This is a genomic window from Labrys methylaminiphilus subsp. lupini, assembly GCF_051161885.1.
In the GTDB taxonomy this organism is placed as follows: Bacteria; Pseudomonadota; Alphaproteobacteria; order Rhizobiales; family Labraceae; genus Labrys.
Genome location: NZ_JBMDIH010000001.1, coordinates 5255194 through 5277139, shown reverse-complemented (window position 1 = coordinate 5277139; position 21946 = coordinate 5255194). Strand labels below are relative to the sequence as shown.

The window sequence follows — 21946 nt, the reverse complement described above, 5'->3', positions numbered from 1 at the left end:
TCCGCCTTCATCCCGCCACATTGTTGCCGCGCACATCTTCGAGATCGGCAGCCATCATCTCCGCCACCAGCGCCTCGAAAGTGGTATAATGTTGCCACCCAAGTATGCTCTGTGCCTTGGCTGCATTGCCGATGAGGCAATCGACCTCGGTGGGCCGGAAATAGCGCGGATCGATGGCGACGAGTTCACGCCCGCTGGCCCGGTCGAGCCCCCTCGTCTGCGCCCCCTCGCCGACCCAATCGAGCGAACGGCCGACATGGGCAAAGGCCAGTTCGACGAAAGCGCGCACCGAATGGGCGCAGCCCGTCGCCAGCACATAATCATCGGGCTGATCCTGCTGCAGCATGCGCCACATGCCTTCCACATAATCGCGGGCATGGCCCCAGTCGCGGCGGGCTTCGAGATTGCCGAGATAGAGCCTGTCCTGCCGGCCTGCCTCGATCGCCGCCACCGCCCGGGTGATCTTGCGACTGACGAAAGTCTCGCCGCGCTGCGGGCTTTCATGGTTGAACAGGATGCCATTCGAGGCGTGCATGCCATAGGCCTCGCGGTGGTTCACCGTGGTCCAATGGGCATAGAGCTTGGCGATGGCATAGGGGCTGCGCGGATTGAACGGCGAGCTTTCGTCCTGCGGCTGGTCGCTCTGGCCGCCATAGAGTTCGGAAGTGGAAGCCTGGTAGAAGCGGCAATGCTTTTCCAGCTTGAGGGTGCGGATGGCCTGCAGCAGGCGCAGCGCCCCGACGGCATCGATGTCGGCGGTATATTCGGGCATGTCGAAGCTGACACGCACATGGCTCTGCGCCGCCAGATTGTAGATCTCGTCAGGCTCAACGGCATCGACGACACGGATGAGGCTCTGCCCATCCTGCATGTCGGCATAATGGATATGCAGGCGGCGCCCCTCGACATGCGGGTCCTGGTAGATCGCGTCGAGCCGCGCTGTGTTGAAGGAGGAGGACGGCCTCTTGATGCCGTGCACCTGATAACCCTTCGTCAGCAGCAGCCTGGCGAGGTAATAGCCGTCCTGGCCCGTCATGCCCGTGATGAGTGCCGTCTTGCCGTTCATGCCGCCCTCCCCTGCCGGCCTTGCACCCGTCGCAGAGGCAGCCATTTCACACATCCGGTATGGATCAGAGCGCTTTCCCCTGCAAGCCGCGAGGGCAGGAATGGTTGCCGCCCAGTTGAGTTATGGCCGGCAAGCGGGTAGCACTCGAAGCTGAACACCTTCGCGCAAACAGGCTGCTTTTTGCATGTCCCAGGAACCGCCCTTTCTCAACGCCATGGCAGCCCGCATCTTCGGCTGCCTGATCGAAAAGCAGTTGCTGACGCCGGATGCCTATCCGCTGACGCTGAACGCGCTGCAGGCCGCGGCCAACCAGAAGACGTCGCGCGAGCCGGTCATGGCCCTGGAGGCGGGGGAGATCGGCCACACGCTCGCAACGCTGGAACAGCAGGGACTGGTGCGCCGCGCCTTCGGCTCACGCGTGGAGCGCTATGAACATCTCGCCGGCCAGCGCTTCAACCTGACCAAGCAGCAATCGGCCCTGCTGGCGGTGATGCTGCTGCGCGGGCCGCAGACCCTGAACGAGTTGCAGAGCCGAACCGACCGCATGGCGAGCTTCGGCTCGGTCGACGACCTCAAACAGGAGCTCGATCTGCTCGCCAGCGCCCGCCCGCCTCTGGTCAAGGAGATCGGTCGTGCGCCCGGCCAGCGCGAGGACCGCTTCGCCCATCTGCTTTCGGGCGATGTCGAGGTCTCCATGATCGCCAGCCCAGCCCCTCGCGCCGCCGCGCCATCCTCTTCGGCCCTGACCGAACTCGAAGAGCGCGTGCGCATGCTGGAAGAGCAGGTTGCCGACCTCAAGGCCAGGCTCGACGCGGTGGGCGCCTGAACGGGAGGGGATGGATCAAGGGGAAGGCGCGCATCACGCCGCCTCCCGGCGATCACGGGCGCGATCATAGGCGCTGGGCTTTTGCCGCCAGTACCCTTCCACGGCCTCGGCGATCAATGCGCCATAAACGGCATCGACGATGAGGGCGTTGCAGATTTCGTCAAACCAGGGATCGTCCTCTCTCAGTGTGACGAAAGAGGCCTTGCGCTCCTGGCGGTTCCAGACATTGAGCTTCAGGCTGTCGAAACGCATCGCGGTGCGGGAAAGGCCGAAGCCGATGTGAGCGGCGCCATCGAGAGGTCCGGCCAGCAGGCCGCCGATCCGGACGAGATGAAGCTCCTCGAAGGCCAGGGTATAGTCGGACATGGCTGACAGCTCCCATCACGGGCAAGACCCGCAGTGCATGGGAGAAATGTTCCCAATATGGGTACATTTTGTCAACCCATAATGGGACCAAATCAGAAAAAATGCCAGCCGGCGACGACCTTGCCGACGATCTGCAGCTCGTCCTCGCTGCGGGCGATCTGGACGTGGCCGCCATTGTCGCTGATCACCCGAATGGCGTTGTCGCCGAGGATCTTGGAAGTTTCGATACGCTTGGCCTGGATGTCGCCCCAGCGATCGCGGATGGCATAGATTCCATCGGGCGAGGGAATGCGATGGCGGGTATCGATGATCAGCGGCGTTCCCGGCGCGATGGTTGGGCGCATGGAATCGCCCTTGGCCTCGATGATCAGAAGTTCCCCGGGCTTGGCACCGATGCCGCGTAGGAACCAGGGCGGGAACACCCAGGCATCGGGCTTGACGGCATCGCGCGTCTCGAACTTGTCGCCGTCGCGGTAATAGGCATGCGCCACCTGCCCGCCTCCGCCCATGCCGGCGCGGGCGTCCACCTCGACGATGCCATTGCTGGGAATGCGCGGCGGCGCATCGGGGTCCAGTGCTTCGGGCGCCTCCGGTTCGAAGAAGCCGTCGGGCTGGTGCTCGTCGGGATCGAAGGAGGCGAGATGCAGGCGGTTCGACATCAGGTCGCCGGGATCGACCTTCAGCGCCGCGGCGGCCCGCACGATCCATATGTCCGACAGGCGCCGCTCGCCCCGCTCCAGCTTCACGAGCTGGGACCTGGTTGTACCCATTGCCTGGGCCAGCGCTTGCTGCGACAGGCCCTTGGCGTTGCGCAAGGTTTTGAGATTGTTCCCCATACGGGTACAATGCCTTAGAAACCAAACCTTGGCTAGAATTATTTTTGGGAACATGCCTCTTGCTTAATGAACCCATAATGGGTACATTAGGGTTATAGCCATTGCACATTCCCTCCCGGACCAATCGCCCCCGAGCCCTTCGCATCGGGAGCCGATGTCTCCCGCCAGGCCGTGCGGAAAAACAAACCGGGCAAGCATTTTGCGCGCGCCGCGCCGCCCGACGGCCTGACGACAGGAAGAAGGAGGCAGCCTCATGCAGCAGCCGGACGACCCGGGCTTCGCCCGCCACGACGTCGCAGGGGACGGATTGCCCGGCCCCAGCCACGACGGCGGCACCCGCCTCCTCGGCCTCGCTTTGTGTGCCCTCTCCGGCGCCTTCCTCGCAGCAATCGTCAGCCTCGTCACCGCCTGGCTGCGATGAGCGCTCCCCTTTTCAGCCCCTTTTCCTCGCAGCCCCTTTCATCGGAGACCGACATGGCGATGCCGAACAGCAAGCCCCGGCACTATCGTGCGGCGGACCAGCTCGAAACCGCGCGCGCCCTGCGCGCCAAGGGTGCCAATCTGCGCCAGATCGCCCGGGCCCTCGGCCGCAGCCATCGCGCCGTAACAGCTCTCCTGGCCCAGCTCGGCCCATTCCCAAACCAGGTCGAAGGCGACGAAAGCGAGGAAACGGGCGAGCAGGATCGCCAGGCGCAAGCGCTTCGCCGGGCCACGCTGCAGCATCTCAACGATATCCGGCGCGAACACGGCTTCGACAAGCGCTGGGAAAGCTACGCCCTGCGGCCGGAGACGGCGCTGCCTCTCGATAGCTGGCGCTTCCTCGACTTCTCTCCCATCGGTTCGCCCGCCGAGATGTGTGCCGGTCAGCTCGAACACTAAAAACTGGAAACGGGTTCAAAGTGCCCCGCCCAATCATAAGCCGGCTCGGTAATTCCACTCCAGAGCGCCTGGCTTGCACCGCTATCTGCACCCTTTTCCTTTCTCCCCTAGCCAGGAGGTCGCCCGAAATGCGCCCCTCTCCTTTCTTGAAGATCCGCCAACGCGAACCTTCGGGCCGGCTCCAGCGCGAGAGCGTCGCCGAAATCACCGCCACGGCCACAAGGAACCGTATTCGCATGGGCGTCCGGCCCGGGGACGCGCGCAGCCAGCTCGCCGGCTCTGTGTTCGGGCGCCTCAGCCTGCAGCAGGAAATCAATGCCCGGCAATATGAGGCGGGCTGCCGCTTCGGCGTCGCCGTCATCCGCTACGCCAAGGTCATGGGCTTTGCCTCACCCAACCCACGCTCGCTCGACATGCTGATGCTGGGTAGTGGCAGCCACGGCGAGGAGGCTGGCGATGCCGAAGCGATCGCCAAGGCGCGCCGGCGCTACGAGGACATGTTCACCGCTCTCAACGACGCCCCCGACGGCAAACGCTATCTCAGGGCTCTCAAGACCTGCATCCTGCAGGACCAGCACGTCGACCTCGGCGATCTGCGCTGCGGATTGAATATTCTTTGCCGACTATGGGGTTGACGCCGCCCAGCCGATATGGCAAATTAAGACCCTGAGAAAAAGCGCCTGACCGAAAGGTTCGGGCGCTTTTTTTGTGCCCTGCGCACGCCTTCGCGGCTGCCTTTGTCATTGCCGGGCATGACAAAAATTGGTGTCTCGCTTGTCTCCGCACAACGGCAGAGCGCCACACCACGCGACATCCCGCTGCGCCGAAGCCGACGCGCCCAATACCGCAACACTGTGACCGACTGACCCGCGGCCCCGCCGGAGGCTGACGGCCCCCCTCCCGGCACGCCGATCACGGCGACATGCGAGCCTGTCGCGAGACCCATTCCGCTTCCGGCGCATGCAATGGTTCCGGGGGGCGCAGCTGTAAGCCCCCCATTCCTCATCCTTGAACATTCCCCCCGCCTCCGGCGGGGGATTTTTTGTTGCCCACATCGGAAACCCAGCATGCCCAATCCCTCCGGCGGCCCTGCGCGCATCGCCCTTGCGATCAACTGGCTGGCGCTCGCCAGGCTGTTCCGGCGCGCCCGTGGCGACGAGGCCACGCTCAAGCTCGCCCTCTCCTATCACAACGTCTTCGATCCCCGGAGCGAGGACGTGCAGATCGTCCTCGCCGACCTCGCCGACTACACCGGTTTCTACCAGGTGAACGGGGAAGGCATCCCCCCCGACGACCGCGCGTTTTCGGATGGCAAGCGAGCCGCCTTCGGGCGGCTTTTTCGTTTTCTCAACCTGACTGACGAGGAGAAGGCCGCGCTGGTGCAAGCCGCGCGCACCGAGGCCATCGCCAGTTCCAACCAAGGCATCATCTGATGACTGACGAGGCAAACCCTAGGGCCGCCATGGCGGGAACCCCGGCAGACGCCACCGTTCCTCCGGCCAATGACGGGTCGCCGGCCGGCGGCGCGACGGACTTCCTTGCGGGCCTGCAGAATGCGGAAAGCCGGCAATGGGTCGAAAGCAAAGGCTACAAGGCGCTTGATCCGCTGGTGGAGTCGGCGCGCCACGCCGACCGCATCCAGGCCGAGTACAACGAGTTCAAGGCCAAGGCCCTCACACCGCCGGCAGCCGACGCAAAGCTCGAGGACTGGCAGGCCTTCTATGCCAGGCTCGGCCGGCCCGAGACGGCCGAAGGCTATGAATTCCGCCTGCCCCAGGGCCTGCCCGAAGGCTTCGCCTATGACGGCCAGAGCGCCAGCGCCTATCGGGGCTGGGCACATGAGGCCGGCCTCACGCCGAGGCAGGCCCAATCCCTCCACGATCGCTTCGTACAGCACCAGGCCGGACAGCAGTCGGCCTATGTGCAGGCCATCGTGCAGCGGGGCGAGGCCGCGCAATCGGCGCTGGTCAGGGCCTGGGGCGACACGAACACCGAGGCCTTCCGTCAGAACGTCGAGTTCGCCGACCGCTTCATCCGCCAGAACGGCGGCGAGGCGCTGATGGGCGAATTGAAGTCGAGCGGCCTGATCTCCCCCGATGGCTACGTGCTTTCCCCCGCCCTGGCCCAGGCCATGGCGAGGGCCGGCAAGGCGCTCTACGCGGAAGACCAGTTCGCAACCGGCGGTATGGCGGCCCAATCGCGCTCGGCAGCCGAGACCCTCTATCCGGTCGATCCGTTCCGGCGGTGAGACCTTTTCTCAAAGGAAGCAAACCATGGCCGTGATCGGCAATTCCTATCCCACGCTGGTTGATGTCACCAAGCGGCTCGACCCCAACGGCAAGCCCGCCGTGGTGGCCGAGCTCCTGTCCCAGCTCAACGAACCGCTGCAGGACATTCCCTGGATCGAGGGCAATCTGCCCACCGGCCACAAGACCACGATCCGCACCGGCCTGCCGCAGGCGACCTGGCGGCGCCTCAATTACGGCGTGCCGCCGGCCAAGAGCACCACGGCCCAGATCACCGATGTCTGCGGCATGCTGGAAACCTATTCGGTGATCGACAAGGACCTCGCCGATCTCAACGGCAACACCGCCGCCTTCCGCCTGACCGAGGACACCGCCTTCATCGAAGCGATGAACCAGCAATTCGCCCAGGCGCTGTTCTATGAATCGGTGGGCGTCAACCCCGATCGCATCACCGGCCTGTCGCCGCGCTATTCCAGCCTCACCGCCGGTAATGGCGTCAACGTCATCGATGCCGGCAGCACCGGCGCCTCCAACACCTCGATCTGGCTGGTGGTGTGGGGGCCGAACACCCTGCACGGCATCTATCCCAAGGGCACCACGGCCGGGCTCACCCACCAGGACGTCACCACCTCGGCGCCGATCCTGGACCCCAATGGCGGGCGCTATCAGGCCTACCAGACTAAGTATCAGTGGAAGTGCGGGCTGACCGTGCGCGACTGGCGCTATGCCGTGCGCATCGCCAATATCGACACCACCACCGCGGCCGGCGGCCTGCAGTCGGCGACGCCGCCCAACCTCTACCGGCTGATGGTCAGGGCGATCAACAAGATCCCCTCGCTCAAGATGGGCAGGCCCGCCTTCTACGTGAACCGGGCGGTGAAGACCTGGGGCGACATCCAGGCCATGGAAAAGTCGACCCTCGCCTTCCAGACGGTGACGGACGCTCAGGGCCAGCCCTTCCTCAGCTTCCGCGGCATCCCGGTGCGGCTGACCGACCAGCTCCTCAACACCGAGGCCCGCGTGGTCTGAGATCCGCTGACTTTCCAGAATGAGGCGCTTAATCCTTCCCCGGCTGCGGGGAAGTCCGGAACATCTTCGCAAACGAAGATGTTCCTTCCATCGCTGCGCGGCAGCGACGGAAGGGGGAGAGTGGCGCCACGCTCCCCCACCCGGCCCTTCAGGCCCCCCTCCCCGAAACCGGGGAGGGATTGCCGCGCTTCACGCGTCTTTCCCTTTCCTTCCCATCATCGGAGCCATGTCCATGATCCTGGACCAGCAACTTCTGCTGTCGGACAAGCAGGCGATCACCGCCAGCGCCGTCTCGACCAATACCATCGATCTCACCCAGGCCCGCGATCCCGGCCCCGGCGACAGCCTGGAACTGGTGATCCGCGTCAACACCGCGCTCACCGGCGGCACCTCCGTGCAGTTCGCCTATGTCACCTCGGCCAGTGCGGATCTGTCATCCTCCAACGTCATCGTGCAGACGCCGGCCATCCCGGCCGCCAGCCTCACCGCCGGTTCGGAATGGCTGCGCGTGCAGGTGCCGGCCCTTTCGCTCGATGCCCAGCGCCAGCGCTATCTCGGCGTGCAGTACACCGTGGCTGGCACCTTCGCCGCCGGCACGGTGACGGCGGGCCTCGTCGCCGACCGCGAGGCGATCGTCAACTACCCCTCCGGCCTGAATGTGGGGGGCTTCTGAAATGGCGCGCTATCTCGTCAAGGCCAAGGCCTATGTCGACGGCCGCATCGTCGAGGCGGATGAGGAAGTCGAGCTCGTCGGTAAGGTGCGCGAAGAGGACGAGCATCTCGAGCTCATCCCGGACAAGGCCAATGAGCGCGAGGCCAGGAACGAGGCCGAGGCGGTCGACGCCGCCATTCGCGCCGAGGCGATCAAGGCCAAACTCGTCGACGATGCCGGCAGCGCGATCGACGAGGCGACGCCGATCGAGATCGTGAACCGTCGGCTCGCCGAATACAAGCAGGCCAACGCCTTCAGGTGAGAAACCGGGGCGGCGCGCGACGCTTCGCCGACGCGCCGCTCCGACGAGACCCATCTTCGCGGCCCGGAGGCCCTCATGTCCGTCAATCTCGACATCACCGAGATCTGCAACCTGGCTCTGGATTATCTCGACGAGGCGCCGCTGGCCTCCATCGACGACAATTCGGCCGTGGCGCGCTGGTTTCGGCGCAATTTCTGGCCGATGGCCTGGAGCCTGATGCGCCGCCACCCCTGGAATTTCGCCATGGCTCGCACCCTGCTGCCGGCATCGGCCACACCGCCCGCTTTCGGCTGGACTTTTGCCTACGACCTGCCCGTGGATTGCCTGCGGGTGATGGCGCTGACGGTCGATGGCACCGAGAACGCCAGGAGCATTCCGCACAAGGTCGAGGGCAGCCAGATCCTCACCGACGAACCGGCCCCGCGCCCCGTCCGCTATGTCAGGCACGTCGAGAATACCGGCCAGTTCGACCAGCAATTCACCGACGTGCTTGCCATGGCCCTGGCGCAGAAGGCGGCGCATTTCATCACCGGCAAGGCCTCCTATGCCGAGTCTCTCGGCCAGAAGACGCAAGCGGCCTTTCCGAGGCGCAGGCGATCGATGCCCTGGAAGGCACGCCGGATGACATCGAAGACGATTTCTGGATCGAGGCTCGTTCCTGATGGGCGCTTATGAACTCAAGCCGGTCTTCTCGCGCGGCGAGCTTTCCCCCAAGCTGCACAGCCGCGCCGATCTCGAGCATTTCAAGACCGGGCTGAAGGAATGCCAGAATTTCATGGTGATGCGCCAGGGCGGCCTCACCCGCCGCCCCGGCACGCAATTCGTGCAGGAGGTGAAGGATTCCTCCCGCCCCGCCCGCTTCATTCCCTTCATCTTCTCGGCGAGCCAGGCCTATATGCTGGTGTTCAACGCTGGCGTGTTCCGGGTCTACACGCTGGGCGGGCGTGTCGGCACAGTGGAGGTGCCCCATCCTTACGCCGATGCGGACCTGTTCCAGCTCGATTTCGACCAGACAAATGATGTGCTCGACATCACGCACAAGGGCTATCAGCCACGGCGGGTGAAGCGGAAATCTGACACCAACTGGAGTATCGGGGCGGTTGATTTTCGGTATGGCCCTTACTTGCCGGTCAACGATACAAACACCACACTGACCCCATCTGCCACTGGCAATGCTACCCCGATCATGACCGGATATACAACGCCAAGTGGGCAGGTCATCTATTCGAACGACTATGCAGATGGCAGCGTGAGCATGCGGGCCTGGCAGGCCTTCGACCGCAACAATACGAGCTATTGGGGGACCAGCACCGCGAGCAATGAATATATCGGATACGCCTTCCCATCGGCCAAGGTGATCAGTGGCTATGCATTGACCGCCGGCACGGGCTTCGGTGCTGGAGGCAGCTCTGAAACTCTCGCCTCGCGAGCCCCGAAATCCTGGACCTTCGAAGGGTCTAACGACGGTGCGACATGGTCTGTTTTGGATAGCCAGTTTGCGCAAAGCAACTGGTCAGGTGCGGAGGTTCGCTTTTACCGTTTCACCAACCTCACAGCCTATACCCGATATCGCCTCAATGTCAGTTCGAACAACGGCGGCAGCTACATCGTGCTCGCTGAACTGGCGATGCTGGAAGGCCCGTCGATCGCGGCACCGATCACCATCACCGCCTCGTCAACCACTGGTATCAACAACGATGCCGGGTTTTCCGCCGACGATGTTGGTCGTGTTGTCGCGCTGCTCGGATCAGGCTCGGTCTACCGGTCTTTCATCATCACATCGATCATTTCATCGACTGCTGTGCAAGCAACACTCTATGATGCACCATTGCAAATGGCGACCGGCACCCAGCAATGGCGCCTTGGGGCCTGGGGCGCGGTGCCGGGTTGGCCAGCTCACATTGCCACCTTTGAACAGCGTAAGGTCTATGCTCGCACCAATGCGCAGCCGTCCGCCATTTGGGCAACCAAGACCGGTGGTTATGGCTCTTTCCTCGACTTCTCCGTCTCCGTACCGGTGAAGGATGACGACGCAATTTCCTTCACCCTCACCGACGTCAACGAAATCCAATGGATTGCCGAGGGCGCGGACCTCTTGATCGGCACCGCCGGCGCCGCCCGCACCATGGGTCGCGACAGCCCCAACCTGCCCTTCTCAGCCAACAACTTCCGGCAGTCCCTGGCTTCGACCCATGCCTCACAGGCGATCAAGCCAACCAAGGTCGGTAACTCGACGGTCTTCGTTTCCAGCTTCGGCAAGGCGCTCCGCGAATTTGTCCAGGGTGACAGCGGCGCGGGCTATGCGACACCGGATATCTCGGTGCTTTCGGATCACTTGTTTGCCTCCGGCGTCGTGGAAGTCGGCTATGCCCAGGAGCCCGACAGCGTGGTGTGGCTGCCCAACGGCAAGGGCGAGTTGATCGGACTGACCTATGAAAAGGACCAGTCCATGGCGGGCATGCATCGCCATGTCATGGGCGGCGACGGCTTCGTCGAGAGTTGCGCCACCATGCCGGGCCAGGGCAGAAATGAAGTCTGGCTGATCGTCCGGCGCATGATCGGCGGCGTGGGCAAACGTTATGTCGAGCGCATGGCGGCGCCCTTCGAAGCGGCGACCGCGGCGCCCGACAAGGCCTGGTATCTCGACTGCGCCTTGCAATATGACGGCGCGTCCGCCACCGGCGTCACAGGCCTCGGCCATCTCGAGGGTCAGCGTGTCGCCATCCTGGCGGACGGGGCGCGCGAGGCCGACCAGATCGTCAGCGGCGGCACCGTCTCGCTCGCCTCGGGGCAGCCCGCGAAAACGATCACCGTCGGCCTGCCTTATATCTCGCGTGCCCGCCTGATGCCCTCACCCGCTTCGGCCGGCGATGGTTCGGGCCTGGGGCGGCGCAAAAAGATCGTCTTCGCCAAGATCGATTTCCTCGCAACCGGTTCGCTGCGCGTCGGCCGGGACGAAACCACAGCCGAGGAGATCACCCTGCGTCACACTAGCGATGATCTCGGCGCCGCTGCCCCACTCGCTACCGGCTTCTACGACGCTCGCCCGCAAACGAGCTGGGGTGACGAGGGCGAACTCGTGCTGGTCGCCGACGGCCCGCTGCCGGCGACAATCCGTTCCATCAGCCTCAACACCGATCCGGAGCCCTGACCATGTGCCCACCGCTTTTCGCAGCCATTGGAGCCGGCCTGGCTTCCGCCGCCTCGGCCGCCGGCTCCGCCATATCCGGCATCGGCCTCGGTACGGCCGCCTCGATCGCTGGCACCGGCCTGTCGGCCATCGGCGCCATCCAGCAGGGCAACGCCGCCAAGGCCCAGTCCGACGCCCAGGCCGAGGCCTATCGCCGCCAGGCCCAGATCGAGACGATGACCGGCGAATACCAGGCCAGCCGCAAGCAGGACCAGGTCGACAGCACCATCGGCACGCAGACCGCGCTCACCGGCGGTTCCGGCGTCAATCTCGACGGCTCACCCTCCGACGTCATCGGCTCGACCGCCAGCGAAGGCGCGCTCGACATCGCCGCCATCCGATGGAACGCCAGGAACCAAGCCAACAATCTGAACTACCAGGCCAGGCTCGCCAACATCGCCGGCCGGAATGCCCAGACCGGCGGCTATTTCAATGCAGCCGGCAGCCTGTTTGGCGGACTCGGACGACTGGGAAAAATGGCTTGACCGCGCCGGTGAAGAACCCAGACGAGGCGGGAATGTAGACGGCCTTTTCGTTTCGGTAGATCGGATGCCGTCGATCGGGAAGATCGGAAAGCCAGGTTTCATGATTTTGCATGCGGTGATGGCATCCCGGTCATGCGTGTCCCAGCTCCCAGGGAACTTCGCCTGATCACGCTTTCGGTCTGCCCAGGTTCCATACGTACCGGCGGGTCTCCGCGCCGAGACTCGCACCGCCGATTTCGGTTCACTTCCAAGAATATTCTCGTTCCGCGCCCTCTCTTTTCGCTCCCCAACTCCACCCCTGCCCCCAAAGCCCCCGCCTCAAAGGCGGGGTTTTGTTTGCCGGAGCTCCCATGACCATTTCAAGCTATGACAATCGCCGTTCCTATGCGGGCGATGGCAGCACGACCATTTTCGCCTTCCCGCCCTCCTTCACGGCCAACACCGATCTCGTGGTACAGATCCAGGCGACAGACGGAACGACCACCACCAAGACGCTCGGCACGGACTATGCGATCACCGGTGCCGGTTCTCCCGCAGGTGGCAGTGTGACCATGACGGCCGCGCCCGCAACCAGCACCACGCTGATCATCTACCGGGACCTGCCACTCACCCAATCCGTCGATCTGCAAGATGGCGGCCCTTTGCCGGCCAATACGATCAACCAGGCGCTCGACCGTGTCACCATGTGGGGTCAGCGCCTGAAGGAACAGATTACCGCGTTAGGGACTCTGGCAACCCAGACGGCAGCCGGCCTGATGTCTGCGGCAGACAAGGTGAAGCTCGACGGAATCCAGCGGGGCGCCGAGGTCAACGCCGTGACCTCCGTCAACGCCGATACCGGCACGATCGTACTGGCGAAAGGCTATGTGGGCCTTGGTAATGCCGACAACACCTCTGACACGAACAAACCCGTTTCGACGGCACAGCAAGCTGCGCTCGATGCCAAGCTGACACGAGCCAGCAACCTTTCGGATCTGACCAACGCAGCCGTTGCGCGATCGAGCCCTGGCGGCGGCGCAACTGGCATCTCCGTCTTTCAGGCCGCCAATACTTCGACGGCGCTTACGGCGATCGGTGCAACTACTATCGGCTCTTCGCTGGTCACGGCTGCCAATGCCAGCGCCGCCCGTTCGATCCTTGGTCTGGTGCCGGGCACCGACGTCCAGGCCTATAGCGCACGCCTGGCTGAAATCACTGGCAACGCTTGGGCGCAGGGCGACATCCTGTATTTCAATGGTACATCCCTCGCACGCCTGCCGGCCGGTACAGCAGGGCAGTTCTTCCGCACTGGCGGCCCTTCTGGGACGCCAGATTGGGCCACCATCTCTGGCGGCGGTGACATGTTGAGAGCGAACAATCTCTCGGACGTTGCCAATGCAACAGCGGCCCGGTCGAACATCGGAGCCGTGGGGGGCCCGGCTGGTGCCAATGATGGCGAAGCTGTCATCTTTGATGGAGCTTCCGGGAGACTGGTCAAGAGCGGTGGCGCACAATGGGTGCGAAGCGGCGATAACCTCTCGTTCACTGTGAATGTGGCCGGCGGGAGCAAAGTTGAGGTCAACAACCCGTCAACGGCCCTCAACAGCAGCACGCAATATGCCTGGAGCACGGGCCGGGCCAATGTCTGGGCTATTGCTACACTGGAGAATGTAGGCGCGACCGGCGGTCAGTTGAGACTGGCCGGAGCACCAAACGTCAACGATCTTGTCATCGACTACAACACCGTCTGGTTCCGCAATACCGCAGGCGTCCTGGCCGGCAAGATCGATGCTGGGGGGGTCGATCTCGTTTCGGGGCTGAATTATCGTATCAACGGCAGTCCGCTCGCATTTTCCAGTCTCTCCGGATCGGCTGCAACATCCCAGGGCGGGACCGGCCAGACCTCCTATACGACAGGTGACCTACTCTACGCCTCCGGACCCGCCAGTCTTTCGAAACTGGCGGGTGTAACAACCGGCAACGCTCTCATTTCCGGCGGTATCGGCGCTGCGCCATCCTGGGGCAAGATCGGCCTTACCACCCACATCGCCGGCACACTTGCCATCGCCAATGGCGGCACGAACATCAGCACTTACGCGGCCGGTGACATCCTGCCAGCGCGACGAATACTCTCGGCAAACTCGCGGTCGGCTCGACTGGACAAGTGCTGACTGTGGCTGGCGGCGTGCCGGTCTGGACTTCTGTCAACTCAACATGGCCTCAGGGCACCATCTACGGACTGACGCTCTCACAAGCATCCCCCACAACTGTTGGTATCACAATTGGTGGTTGCGCCAATGAATATGGTGGTACCGGCTATAACATAGTGCTCGGCTCCGCCATTACGAAGGGGCTCGGGGGATGGACAACTGGCAGCGGCAATGGTGGCCTTGATACCGGATCAGTCGCCGCGAACGCCTGGTACCACGTACATTTAATCCGAAAAGACAGCGACGGCTCGATCGACGCGCTTTTGTCGCTCAGTGCCACGACACCGACAGTGCCAGCGGGATACACGGCGAGGCGGCGGCTCGGCTCCATTCGTACCAATGCGTCGTCTCAGATCACTTCCTTCATCCAACGGGGTGATGAATTCATCTGGTCAGTGCCTATTCTTGATCGGAACAGCAATTCAGCATCTGACGTTTCACTGCTGACCCTGTCAGTTCCATCTGGCATCCAAGTTAAGGCACGACTACTTGGATTCACCCTCGCGTCAACAGGGAACTCCGTCTCTATGGCGATCTTATCGCCCGATATCCCGAGTCAGACACCGACAGATCTTGGGTCTGCTTCAACGGGAGTTGCGCCGATGCCCAATATCGCCTCAGCCTATAACGGAGGGGCATGGAGCAGCGGCTCTGCGGAGGTCGATGTTTGGACGAGTACCTCTTCACAGGTGAACGTCTGCGTTCGTTCGTCAGGCACGGCCGGCGTCATTGCAATCCAAACAAACGGCTGGATCGACACGAGAGGAAAACTGTGATGCCATTCGTCCAACACAAATGGCGCCCGGCTCGGTCGACGCCATATGTCTCAATTCTCAGCCGGTGGCATACCGAGGTCAACACGATCCGACAAATCGCCACCGTTTGGACCGGCCCATTGATCCAGATCGCTTGGGATAAGACAGTGGATTTTCTGAGCGGTTCTCCTATTATTCATAATCGCAACCCAAGCGTCCCTGACGTTAAGTTGGTTCTTCCAACTGGCAAAAAGGATTTCTGTCTGATACTGTGCTTTGTGGAAAAGAGAACACACTGATCTGATGAATGAAGTTGTATTGTGGGGCGCTACTGGGCACTCTCGTGTTCTCCGTGAGCTTTTGTCCAGAGTAGGCTATTCGGTAGTCGCGGTTGTGGACAATCGCGATATCAAATCGCCATTCGACGGCGTCGAAATTCTTCCCGGGCTCGAGGGTCTCAAATCATGGCTGCATCGGCGCGCCAATGGTTTGGCGACGCCTTACTATGCTCTGGCCATCGGTGGTGGGTACGGTCGGGACCGTCTTGCCATTGCAAAGGGTCTTGACGCCCTAGGGCTCAGCCATGTCTCGCTGGTCCACCCAATGGCCATGATTGCAACAGATGCCGTTCTCGCACAGGGAGCACAGGTGCTTCTTGGGGCAGCAGTGGCGACATGTGTTCGAGTGGGTGCGTGCTCGATCATCAACACCCGGGCCAGCGTCGACCACGATTGCATCATCGGCGATGGAGTCCACATTGGGCCAGGGGCGACACTATGCGGTCAGATCGAGGTCGGCGATGGCGTTTTCGTCGGAGCTGGCGCTATAGTTCTGCCCCGCATCAAAATCGGCAATGACGCAATGATTGGTGCAGGTGCTGTGGTGACCAAAGACGTGCCAGCAAGAATTACCGTGGTGGGCGTGCCCGCGAGACGCCAACGAGATCAGTAGCGGAATAGCGCGCGCTTAATGATCTTCCTCATCGGGTAGACCCTCTTGCCAACATAGAAGCGGTTGGCCGCTTTGATCGTCAATTTCATTAAGAGATCGAATTGACATTCATCAAGCATATCGTCACAGGATTTCAGGAAGACGCGTCGCAACTCCAGAAGCTCAGCAATAGGTTGCCGCTGACCTGTTCGAGGGCCATATGCCTTCGGCGTTACCCGCTGGATAAATTTAGTATCCGGCGCTGCTGTGACCTGTTGGTCAAGTAGGAGAGGATAAAGGGTTAGGTGATCCGAGGCCCATGCATAGGGAAATTGTGTCCACACCTTACCGATTAGGGGCCTCAAGGTTTCGGTTTTCCAGATGCCGTAATACCAGCCTGCATGAGAGCCAAACATCAGTCTCAGGACGTTTGAAAGCCTATACCCGGTTGGAATTGACGGAACATAGTCCCTGGTCGGTCGGCCATTAGGACGCTCGAACTGGATTGTTCCTGTCGCCAGCGCTGCCGTTGGCGTTCGCTTCAATGCCCCCACAAGCTTCTCAACATAGTCGAGCGACGAAACATCGTCATGCGCCCGCCACATAAAATATGGCGTCTTTGCTTGCTCAAGCGGGGTGATGAAGTTCTTTACGGCGCCGACATTCTCAGGTCTGCGAGTGTATCTGATACGGCCGTCTTGTGCGGCGAATCGTTCGGCAATCGCCTGCGTGTCGTCCGTCGAGGCGTTATCAAAAAGCAGGATCTCGATATCCGAGAACGTCTGCCGAACTAGGCAGTCCAGACATTCCTCAAGCTGTTCCTGACCATTGTAAACCGGAACGCCAATCGTAACCTCGGCCACGCGCTCTCCTGCTTCCCGAAATCTAATCGCTCACTACCGTGTGGGGTGGCGGCATCCAAGCAGATTCGTGGAAAGCAACCATCCGGACACGTCATCGGCACCCTTACCTCTTCAAAGCTTCCCGCGCCCCGTCGAACGATTGAAAGCCGTTGGGATCCTCTTTTTCCGCTGTAGCTGCCAGATCGAGATACCAAATCGAATTGCGAAGTTGCGAACCAAGATGAAGTCTTTGGCTTGGATCAGGTCGTCGAAGACACGCTTGCAGTCCCACACTCCCAACGTGTCGTGCAAGACCATATACCCGCCGACCTTCAACAGCTCCTTGGTGAGGAAGATGTCTTTACGCAAGCCATGATAGGTGTGGTCGCCGTCAACGAAGGCGAAATCAATCTTATCTTCGTACTTCAACAAGCGTTGTCGAACTTCCGGCGCGTGAGAATCGGAAATGATCTCTTCGATTAGATCGCTATTCAGATCTTTCTTGATGCGCGACCAGTGCGGAAACACGGGATGAGTGCCGACGTCAACGACGATAGTTTTATCCATTGAATAATAATCGCGTAGAAATTTAGTTTGCCCCCCCGACGCTATGCCAATGTCTAAACTGTATTCGGCTGGCTTGGCCTTCGTTGCCATATAGTGGACAAACGACCCAAACTCCTCGGGATCCTGTTGAAGGTAGAGACCATTCTCGCGCGGGGGGTAGCCGAAGAAAGTGGCATCGGAGGAGCCGGCCTCTTCGACGGCTTGAATGATGCTTTCCCGGCTGTTTGCTGCCTTAGTCGCGCGCATAAACTTCTCCCTGATGCCACTATTTGACGCTAGCGTGCCGCCTGTTTGAACACAAGCGGAGCCCACTTCATCCTATGGTAGGTATGGAACCACAGGCATACCTGTGGTATACGATAACAGAATGTCCCGAAACATCAGAGATCGATGACGCGTATCACTGTAATATTTCTGTGGCGAAAAATTAACGACCCGAGGTATTTATGCGCCTTCTTTAGAAGCTTGAAAGATAATCCAGCCGGATCCACTTATGATTTAGTAATTGCCGCAAAAGGATATGATCCGAGCGAGCCAATTCCTTATACAGACAACCTGGCTGAATTGCCGAATTTTTATATCAAAATTATATACTTCCCTGACGATGTTCCACCAACGGCTGCGATCTGTCAGGCTGCGGCCACTTGCACGACTGAGTTTATTCTCCCTTTGACTTCATGGAGCCGAATTCTCGCGCCGAACTGGTTATCTCGCTATCTCGCGGCATTTGATGGTATTCCCGATTGCGGGATCGTTGGAGCCAGTGGCGGATACGAATGCCTCAACCATGACACGCCGTTTCCCAATGTGGGGATCCGGTCCAATGCATTTATGGTGAGAACGGAAATCTTCAATTCGCTCGATACCGGACCGCAGGTGACGCAATTGGACGGCAGCAGTTTTGAAGCTGGCCCAAATGGCATGACGAAACAGATCGTTGCCAAGGGTCTTAGGCCCGTCATTGCCGACCGTTTTGGGGGACAATGGTTCCCCGAGGATTGGCCAAAGAGCCAGACATTTCGGCTTGCTGAGCAAGAAGGGCTCCTAATCGCCGACAATCGCACAATCCAATATACGTGTGGTAGCCGACGAAAGCGCGCCCGTCTGGTCAAACGGTGCTGGGGAGCCGATGCTCGCTCAGTCCCGGGGTCACCATGGCGCAAGTTCATTGAATGGTTGAAATGGCATTACCCTTGCGGACCCATCGATATGATTCCAGACATTCGGGACAAAGTAATTTCGTTTGCTCGTAAGGTAATAGGAAAGCCACCTAGTTCGTCCAAGAAAATCTTTCCTAGCTAACGCTGTTCCCCTGCCGTTGGCCGTTCTAGAACGGCTTGAAGAGAAAGAAGCAAAAGGTCGCCAGAGACTGCTGCTCCGTGCTCAGGCTGCATCCGTGCGGACACCTCGTTGGTCCCGCTCTTCTTCTGCACAAGCGGTCAGCTGGTCTGGTCAGGGTTGGCGTCAAATTGATGAGATGGAGGAGGCCCGACCGTGGGGGCGACCTAACCTCCGTTGCTCCTAGGTGTTTAGTCCCGGAGTGTGATGGCGTATGTTTGTCATCGTCGGAGAGGGATGCGTGATGGGGCAGGTTTTATACGGGAGCGCCAAGACCACGTACGCCGTTGGAGCAGAGTTACAGCGATCGCAAGCTTCGTCCGCAGAACTGGCGAGGCGCTACGGGCTCAACGAGAAAACCGTAAGGAAGTGGCGGTTGCGCAATACGGTCGAGGATGAACCAATGGGCCCCAAGGAGCGTCGCAGTTCCGTCCTGTCGACAATCGAGGAGGCTGCGATCGTTGCTTTGCGCGTGCAGGCTCGTTTGCCTCTGGACGATGTCTTCGTCGCGCTGAAGGACGTCACTCCGCATCTGACACGCTCGTCGCTACACCGCTGCCTTCAGCGTCACGGCGGATCGCGAGAAGCCCAAGCGGTTCAAAGCCTATGAAATCAGCTATTTCCATATCGACATCGCAGAACTGCGCTACGAAGGCGGCAAAGCCCATCTGTTCGTGGCCGTGGACCGCACCTCCAAATTGGTCTTCGCCCGGATCTACCGGAAGGCGACCAAGCTGGTCGCAGCCGGCTTCCTGCCGCCCTTGCTCAGGGCCGTTCCCTATAAGATCCATACGGTGCTCACCGACAATGGGGTCCAGTTCATCCAGCATGTCAGGCGGACCGCGGGCGGCTTCGTTGCCCATGTCTTTGGAAGGGTCTGCGGTGAGAACAACGTCGAGCACAGGCTCACAAAGCCATATCACCCCTGGACCAACGGGCAGGCCGAGCGAATGGTGCTAACCATCAAAGACGCTACAGTCCGGACCTTCCATTACGCTTCGATCCAGGACCTGAGACGCCACGTCCGCGATTGGCTGCTCGCCTATAACTACGCCAAGCGACTCAGGGCGCTACACTTCAGGACACCGATCGAGGCACTCAAACACATCAGCGCCGAAAAACCCGAACTGTTCGTCCGCCCACCAACCCATGGCATGCTGGGACTAGCACTACTTTGGCAGATTTTTAGGCGAGGCGCATTTTTGGGATTCCCGCGGAGTGGTTTGCGTGATTCATAGGTGGTCGGCTTTGTGGAGGGCCGGCCATGGACGAGAACTGGAAGTCGGATCTTGAGGGCTGGCTTGCGCCCTTTCTCGATGCTCTGCGGCACAAGGTACGAGCGCGGATGTGCCCGGCCTATGTGGCAGGGTTGATCGGCGCTGGCGATCGCAAGAGCATCCAGCCGATGGCGGCCCGCGACGGCGGTGTCGGCTATGACCAGCTTCATCACTTTATCGCCAGTGGTGTTTGGGACGCCGCGCCGCTCGAGAAGGCCTTGCTCACTAAGGCCGACAGGTTGGTCGGTGGTGCCGAGGCCTGGCTGATCATCGACGACACGGCGCTGCCGAAGAAGGGCGAGCGCTCGGTCGGCGTCGCGCCGCAATACGCCTCGGCCTTGGGCAAGAACGCCAACTGCCAGACACTGGTATCGCTGACGCTGGCTTCCGGCGAAGTTCCGATCATGGTGGGGTTGCGACTGTTCCTGCCCGAGAGTTGGACGAGCGATCCTGCGCGACTGGCCCGAGCCCGCGTGCCAGAGGACCTTCGAGGCTATCGGACGAAGCCCGAGATCGCGCTCGCCGAGATCGATCGGGCCCGCACTGCCGGTCTGCGCTTCGGCTGCGTGCTGGCCGATGCCGGTTATGGCCTCTCGGCGCCATTCCGACAAGCCTTGAGCGCGCGTGGCCTCACCTGGGCGGTCGGCGTTGGGGCACGCCAGAAGGTGTATCCGGTTGACGTGGCCCTCATCTTTCCGGTCGCTGGGCGCGGCCGCCCGCGCAAGAACCATGTTCCCGATGCAAAGTCGGTATCGGCGGAGAAGACGCTGGCGATGGTGCCCTGGCGCACGCTGAGCTGGCGGCGTGGTACCAAGGGGCCGCTGAAGGCTCGCTTCGCCGCGGTGCGGATCAAGGTGGCAGACGGGCCGCCCCAGAGGATCGGCGACATGGGACAGCAGCATCTGCCGGGAGAAGAGGCCTGGCTGATCGGCGAACATCGCTCGAATGGAGAGCGTAAATACTACCTCCCGAACCTGCCCGCCGACACCTCGCTCAAGCGTCTGGCCGGCGCCATCAAGGCGCGCTGGATCTGCGAGCAGGCGCATCAGCAGCTGAAAGAGGAACTCGGGTTCGATCACTTCGAGGGACGATCATGGACGGGGCTGCACCGCCACGCGCTCATGTCCATGATCGCCTATGCCTTCCTTCAATCCCGGCGCCTCAAGCAGGCGAAGCGGGAAAAAAAGAATCCAAGGCCCGCCACCCCAACCCACCCTTCCGGCAATCCGGGAAGCCATCATCGCCGCTCTCGAACGACCAACATCGACACGATGTCCATATTGCCGGCAACGGCACAGTTCCCATAAACGGGATTCCCAAGGAAGCAGCGTTCTGATTCATTGATCTCCACCTTGGAGGCTGAGATGGCGCGCTTTGACTTGACGGATTTCGAGTGGTCGGTGATCGAGCCGCTTCTGCCGACGAAGGTGCGCGGGGTTGCGCGTGTGGACGATCGCCGCGTTCTGAACGGCATCTTCTGGCGCCTGCGCACCGGAGCGCCCTGGGCCGACATCCCTTCTCGTTATGGGCCCCATACGACCTGCGTCAATCGCTTCAACCGGTGGCGCAAGGCCGGCCACTGGGCTCGCATTCTGCAAGCCGTGTCAGTGGCTTACGACGGCGATATCCAAATGATCGATGCGTCGTCGATCCGCGTTCACCAGCATGCCGCCAACGGCCAAAAAAGACGAAAGATCCCGTTGCATGGGTCGCTCGCGCGGCGGCCTGACCACCAAGATCCACGCCCTCGTCGACGCTGAAGGTCGCCCGATCCGTGTGAAGTTGACCGAAGGCCAAGCCCATGACGGGCGTTCGGCCGCCGACATGCTGGATACGGTCGAACCGGGAAACACGCTACTCGCAGATAGGGCTTATGACAGCGATGCCTGGCGTGAGGAGATGGCCGGGCGCGGCGCATGGGCCAACATCCGCGCCATGCCCAACAGGGTCAAAACCTTCGCCTTCAGTTCATGGCTCTATCGCCAGCGCAACGCCGTCGAACGCTTCTTCAACAAACTCAAACATTTCAGGGCCGTCGCAACTCGATACGACAAGCGAGACGATAACTTCCTCGCCTCTGTCCAACTCGCTTCAATCGTAAGCGTGCCCCGCTTGCACGCTCTTTCCCTCGTGCAATATCGCAACAGGTCG

General features: G+C 61.4%; 21 protein-coding genes and 3 pseudogenes. 19 read left to right on the top strand and 5 right to left on the bottom strand.

Annotated elements, in window-relative coordinates; translation table 11 throughout:
• Window positions 1–7: 7 nt before the first annotated feature.
• Window positions 8–1066, bottom strand: coding sequence for a GDP-mannose 4,6-dehydratase (gene gmd / locus ACN6KF_RS24715; protein WP_434959760.1), 1059 nt, complete (start codon window positions 1064–1066; stop codon window positions 8–10).
• 184 nt (window positions 1067–1250) lie between these two features.
• On the opposite strand from gmd, the gene ACN6KF_RS24710 reads away from it, so the two are divergent.
• Window positions 1251–1892, top strand: coding sequence for a YceH family protein (locus ACN6KF_RS24710; protein WP_434959392.1), 642 nt, complete (start codon window positions 1251–1253; stop codon window positions 1890–1892).
• 33 nt (window positions 1893–1925) lie between these two features.
• Here ACN6KF_RS24710 and ACN6KF_RS24705 read toward each other — a convergent pair whose 3' ends face one another.
• On the bottom strand, window positions 1926–2258 hold the full coding sequence (locus ACN6KF_RS24705) for a hypothetical protein (RefSeq protein WP_434959391.1): 333 nt from the start codon (window positions 2256–2258) through the stop codon (window positions 1926–1928).
• Window positions 2259–2350: 92 nt separating this feature from the next.
• On the bottom strand, window positions 2351–3094 hold the full coding sequence (locus tag ACN6KF_RS24700; protein WP_434959390.1) for an XRE family transcriptional regulator: 744 nt from the start codon (window positions 3092–3094) through the stop codon (window positions 2351–2353).
• Between the two features lie 253 nt (window positions 3095–3347).
• Between ACN6KF_RS24700 and ACN6KF_RS24695 the strand changes: the two genes are divergently transcribed.
• From ACN6KF_RS24695 to ACN6KF_RS24630, 14 genes are all read left to right on the top strand, one after another.
• A complete protein-coding gene (locus ACN6KF_RS24695; protein ID WP_434959389.1) occupies window positions 3348–3515 on the top strand; it encodes a hypothetical protein in 168 nt (55 codons plus the stop codon).
• Between the two features lie 53 nt (window positions 3516–3568).
• Window positions 3569–3973: a hypothetical protein gene (locus ACN6KF_RS24690; protein WP_434959388.1), complete on the top strand. Its 405-nt coding sequence runs from the start codon at window positions 3569–3571 to the stop codon at window positions 3971–3973.
• Window positions 3974–4101: 128 nt separating this feature from the next.
• Entirely contained in the window at window positions 4102–4608 is a 507-nt protein-coding gene (locus tag ACN6KF_RS24685; RefSeq protein WP_434959387.1) for a hypothetical protein, read from the top strand.
• Between the two features lie 432 nt (window positions 4609–5040).
• Window positions 5041–5406 carry a Bbp19 family protein gene (locus tag ACN6KF_RS24680; protein ID WP_434959386.1) on the top strand — a complete coding sequence of 122 codons (366 nt, stop codon included), beginning with the start codon at window positions 5041–5043 and terminating at the stop codon, window positions 5404–5406.
• On the top strand, window positions 5406–6221 hold the full coding sequence (locus ACN6KF_RS24675) for a hypothetical protein (protein ID WP_434959385.1): 816 nt from the start codon (window positions 5406–5408) through the stop codon (window positions 6219–6221). The genes ACN6KF_RS24680 and ACN6KF_RS24675 overlap by 1 nt, the downstream gene beginning before the upstream one ends.
• Before the next feature lie 25 nt (window positions 6222–6246).
• Window positions 6247–7248 (top strand): major capsid protein, encoded by a 1002-nt coding sequence (locus ACN6KF_RS24670; RefSeq protein WP_434959384.1) that lies wholly within the window; start codon window positions 6247–6249, stop codon window positions 7246–7248.
• Between the two features lie 232 nt (window positions 7249–7480).
• Entirely contained in the window at window positions 7481–7921 is a 441-nt protein-coding gene (locus tag ACN6KF_RS24665) for a Bbp16 family capsid cement protein (RefSeq protein ID WP_434959383.1), read from the top strand.
• Window position 7922: 1 nt separating this feature from the next.
• Window positions 7923–8222 (top strand): hypothetical protein, encoded by a 300-nt coding sequence (locus tag ACN6KF_RS24660; protein WP_434959382.1) that lies wholly within the window; start codon window positions 7923–7925, stop codon window positions 8220–8222.
• Window positions 8223–8297: 75 nt separating this feature from the next.
• Window positions 8298–8897, top strand: a complete 600-nt coding sequence (locus tag ACN6KF_RS24655) for a phage connector family protein (RefSeq protein ID WP_434959381.1) — start codon at window positions 8298–8300, stop codon at window positions 8895–8897.
• Window positions 8884–11373, top strand: a complete 2490-nt coding sequence (locus ACN6KF_RS24650) for a phage tail protein (protein ID WP_434959380.1) — start codon at window positions 8884–8886, stop codon at window positions 11371–11373. The genes ACN6KF_RS24655 and ACN6KF_RS24650 overlap by 14 nt, the downstream gene beginning before the upstream one ends.
• Before the next feature lie 2 nt (window positions 11374–11375).
• Window positions 11376–11897, top strand: coding sequence for a hypothetical protein (locus ACN6KF_RS24645; RefSeq protein WP_434959379.1), 522 nt, complete (start codon window positions 11376–11378; stop codon window positions 11895–11897).
• A 350-nt stretch (window positions 11898–12247) separates the two neighbouring features.
• Window positions 12248–14047, top strand: coding sequence for a hypothetical protein (locus tag ACN6KF_RS24640; protein WP_434959378.1), 1800 nt, complete (start codon window positions 12248–12250; stop codon window positions 14045–14047).
• On the top strand, window positions 14041–14862 hold the full coding sequence (locus ACN6KF_RS24635; RefSeq protein WP_434959377.1) for a hypothetical protein: 822 nt from the start codon (window positions 14041–14043) through the stop codon (window positions 14860–14862). The genes ACN6KF_RS24640 and ACN6KF_RS24635 overlap by 7 nt, the downstream gene beginning before the upstream one ends.
• A 282-nt stretch (window positions 14863–15144) precedes the next feature.
• On the top strand, window positions 15145–15792 hold the full coding sequence (locus ACN6KF_RS24630) for an acetyltransferase (protein WP_434959376.1): 648 nt from the start codon (window positions 15145–15147) through the stop codon (window positions 15790–15792).
• Here the strand turns inward: ACN6KF_RS24630 and ACN6KF_RS24625 are convergent.
• A complete protein-coding gene (locus ACN6KF_RS24625) occupies window positions 15786–16634 on the bottom strand; it encodes a glycosyltransferase family 2 protein (protein WP_434959375.1) in 849 nt (282 codons plus the stop codon). The two genes, ACN6KF_RS24630 and ACN6KF_RS24625, sit on opposite strands and share 7 nt — an antisense overlap.
• A gap of 111 nt (window positions 16635–16745) precedes the next feature.
• Window positions 16746–17426: a class I SAM-dependent methyltransferase gene (locus ACN6KF_RS24620; protein ID WP_434959374.1), complete on the bottom strand. Its 681-nt coding sequence runs from the start codon at window positions 17424–17426 to the stop codon at window positions 16746–16748.
• Window positions 17427–17570: 144 nt separating this feature from the next.
• Here ACN6KF_RS24620 and ACN6KF_RS24615 point away from each other — a divergent pair, with 144 nt between their 5' ends.
• The 4 genes and pseudogenes from ACN6KF_RS24615 to ACN6KF_RS24600 form a co-directional block, all read left to right on the top strand.
• The gene (locus tag ACN6KF_RS24615; protein WP_434959373.1) at window positions 17571–18482 is read left to right on the top strand and encodes a hypothetical protein; all 912 of its coding nucleotides are present in this window, start codon (window positions 17571–17573) and stop codon (window positions 18480–18482) included.
• Between the two features lie 280 nt (window positions 18483–18762).
• Window positions 18763–19756: pseudogene (locus tag ACN6KF_RS24610) on the top strand (IS481 family transposase).
• Window positions 19746–21102 (top strand): annotated as a pseudogene (locus tag ACN6KF_RS24605) (IS701 family transposase). The pseudogenes ACN6KF_RS24610 and ACN6KF_RS24605 overlap by 11 nt, the downstream one beginning before the upstream one ends.
• A gap of 57 nt (window positions 21103–21159) precedes the next feature.
• Window positions 21160–21892, top strand: a pseudogene (locus ACN6KF_RS24600) (IS5 family transposase); the annotation flags it as partial.
• Between the last annotated feature and the right edge of the window lie 54 nt (window positions 21893–21946).

What these genes read in the sequence shown, in the direction of transcription:
- ACN6KF_RS24700 (WP_434959390.1), bottom strand. Translation starts at nt 3,094, where the DNA reads ATGGGGAACAATCTCAAAACCTTGCGCAACGCCAAGGGCCTGTCGCAG.
- ACN6KF_RS24660 (WP_434959382.1), top strand. Translation starts at nt 7,923, where the DNA reads ATGGCGCGCTATCTCGTCAAGGCCAAGGCCTATGTCGACGGCCGCATC.
- ACN6KF_RS24670 (WP_434959384.1), top strand. Translation starts at nt 6,247, where the DNA reads ATGGCCGTGATCGGCAATTCCTATCCCACGCTGGTTGATGTCACCAAG.
- ACN6KF_RS24615 (WP_434959373.1), top strand. Translation starts at nt 17,571, where the DNA reads ATGACGCGTATCACTGTAATATTTCTGTGGCGAAAAATTAACGACCCG.
- ACN6KF_RS24655 (WP_434959381.1), top strand. Translation starts at nt 8,298, where the DNA reads ATGTCCGTCAATCTCGACATCACCGAGATCTGCAACCTGGCTCTGGAT.
- ACN6KF_RS24640 (WP_434959378.1), top strand. Translation starts at nt 12,248, where the DNA reads ATGACCATTTCAAGCTATGACAATCGCCGTTCCTATGCGGGCGATGGC.
- ACN6KF_RS24690 (WP_434959388.1), top strand. Translation starts at nt 3,569, where the DNA reads ATGGCGATGCCGAACAGCAAGCCCCGGCACTATCGTGCGGCGGACCAG.
- ACN6KF_RS24675 (WP_434959385.1), top strand. Translation starts at nt 5,406, where the DNA reads ATGACTGACGAGGCAAACCCTAGGGCCGCCATGGCGGGAACCCCGGCA.
- ACN6KF_RS24705 (WP_434959391.1), bottom strand. Translation starts at nt 2,258, where the DNA reads ATGTCCGACTATACCCTGGCCTTCGAGGAGCTTCATCTCGTCCGGATC.
- ACN6KF_RS24685 (WP_434959387.1), top strand. Translation starts at nt 4,102, where the DNA reads ATGCGCCCCTCTCCTTTCTTGAAGATCCGCCAACGCGAACCTTCGGGC.
- ACN6KF_RS24620 (WP_434959374.1), bottom strand. Translation starts at nt 17,426, where the DNA reads ATGCGCGCGACTAAGGCAGCAAACAGCCGGGAAAGCATCATTCAAGCC.
- ACN6KF_RS24630 (WP_434959376.1), top strand. Translation starts at nt 15,145, where the DNA reads ATGAATGAAGTTGTATTGTGGGGCGCTACTGGGCACTCTCGTGTTCTC.
- ACN6KF_RS24695 (WP_434959389.1), top strand. Translation starts at nt 3,348, where the DNA reads ATGCAGCAGCCGGACGACCCGGGCTTCGCCCGCCACGACGTCGCAGGG.
- gmd (WP_434959760.1), bottom strand. Translation starts at nt 1,066, where the DNA reads ATGAACGGCAAGACGGCACTCATCACGGGCATGACGGGCCAGGACGGC.
- ACN6KF_RS24665 (WP_434959383.1), top strand. Translation starts at nt 7,481, where the DNA reads ATGATCCTGGACCAGCAACTTCTGCTGTCGGACAAGCAGGCGATCACC.
- ACN6KF_RS24645 (WP_434959379.1), top strand. Translation starts at nt 11,376, where the DNA reads ATGTGCCCACCGCTTTTCGCAGCCATTGGAGCCGGCCTGGCTTCCGCC.
- ACN6KF_RS24710 (WP_434959392.1), top strand. Translation starts at nt 1,251, where the DNA reads ATGTCCCAGGAACCGCCCTTTCTCAACGCCATGGCAGCCCGCATCTTC.
- ACN6KF_RS24680 (WP_434959386.1), top strand. Translation starts at nt 5,041, where the DNA reads ATGCCCAATCCCTCCGGCGGCCCTGCGCGCATCGCCCTTGCGATCAAC.
- ACN6KF_RS24650 (WP_434959380.1), top strand. Translation starts at nt 8,884, where the DNA reads ATGGGCGCTTATGAACTCAAGCCGGTCTTCTCGCGCGGCGAGCTTTCC.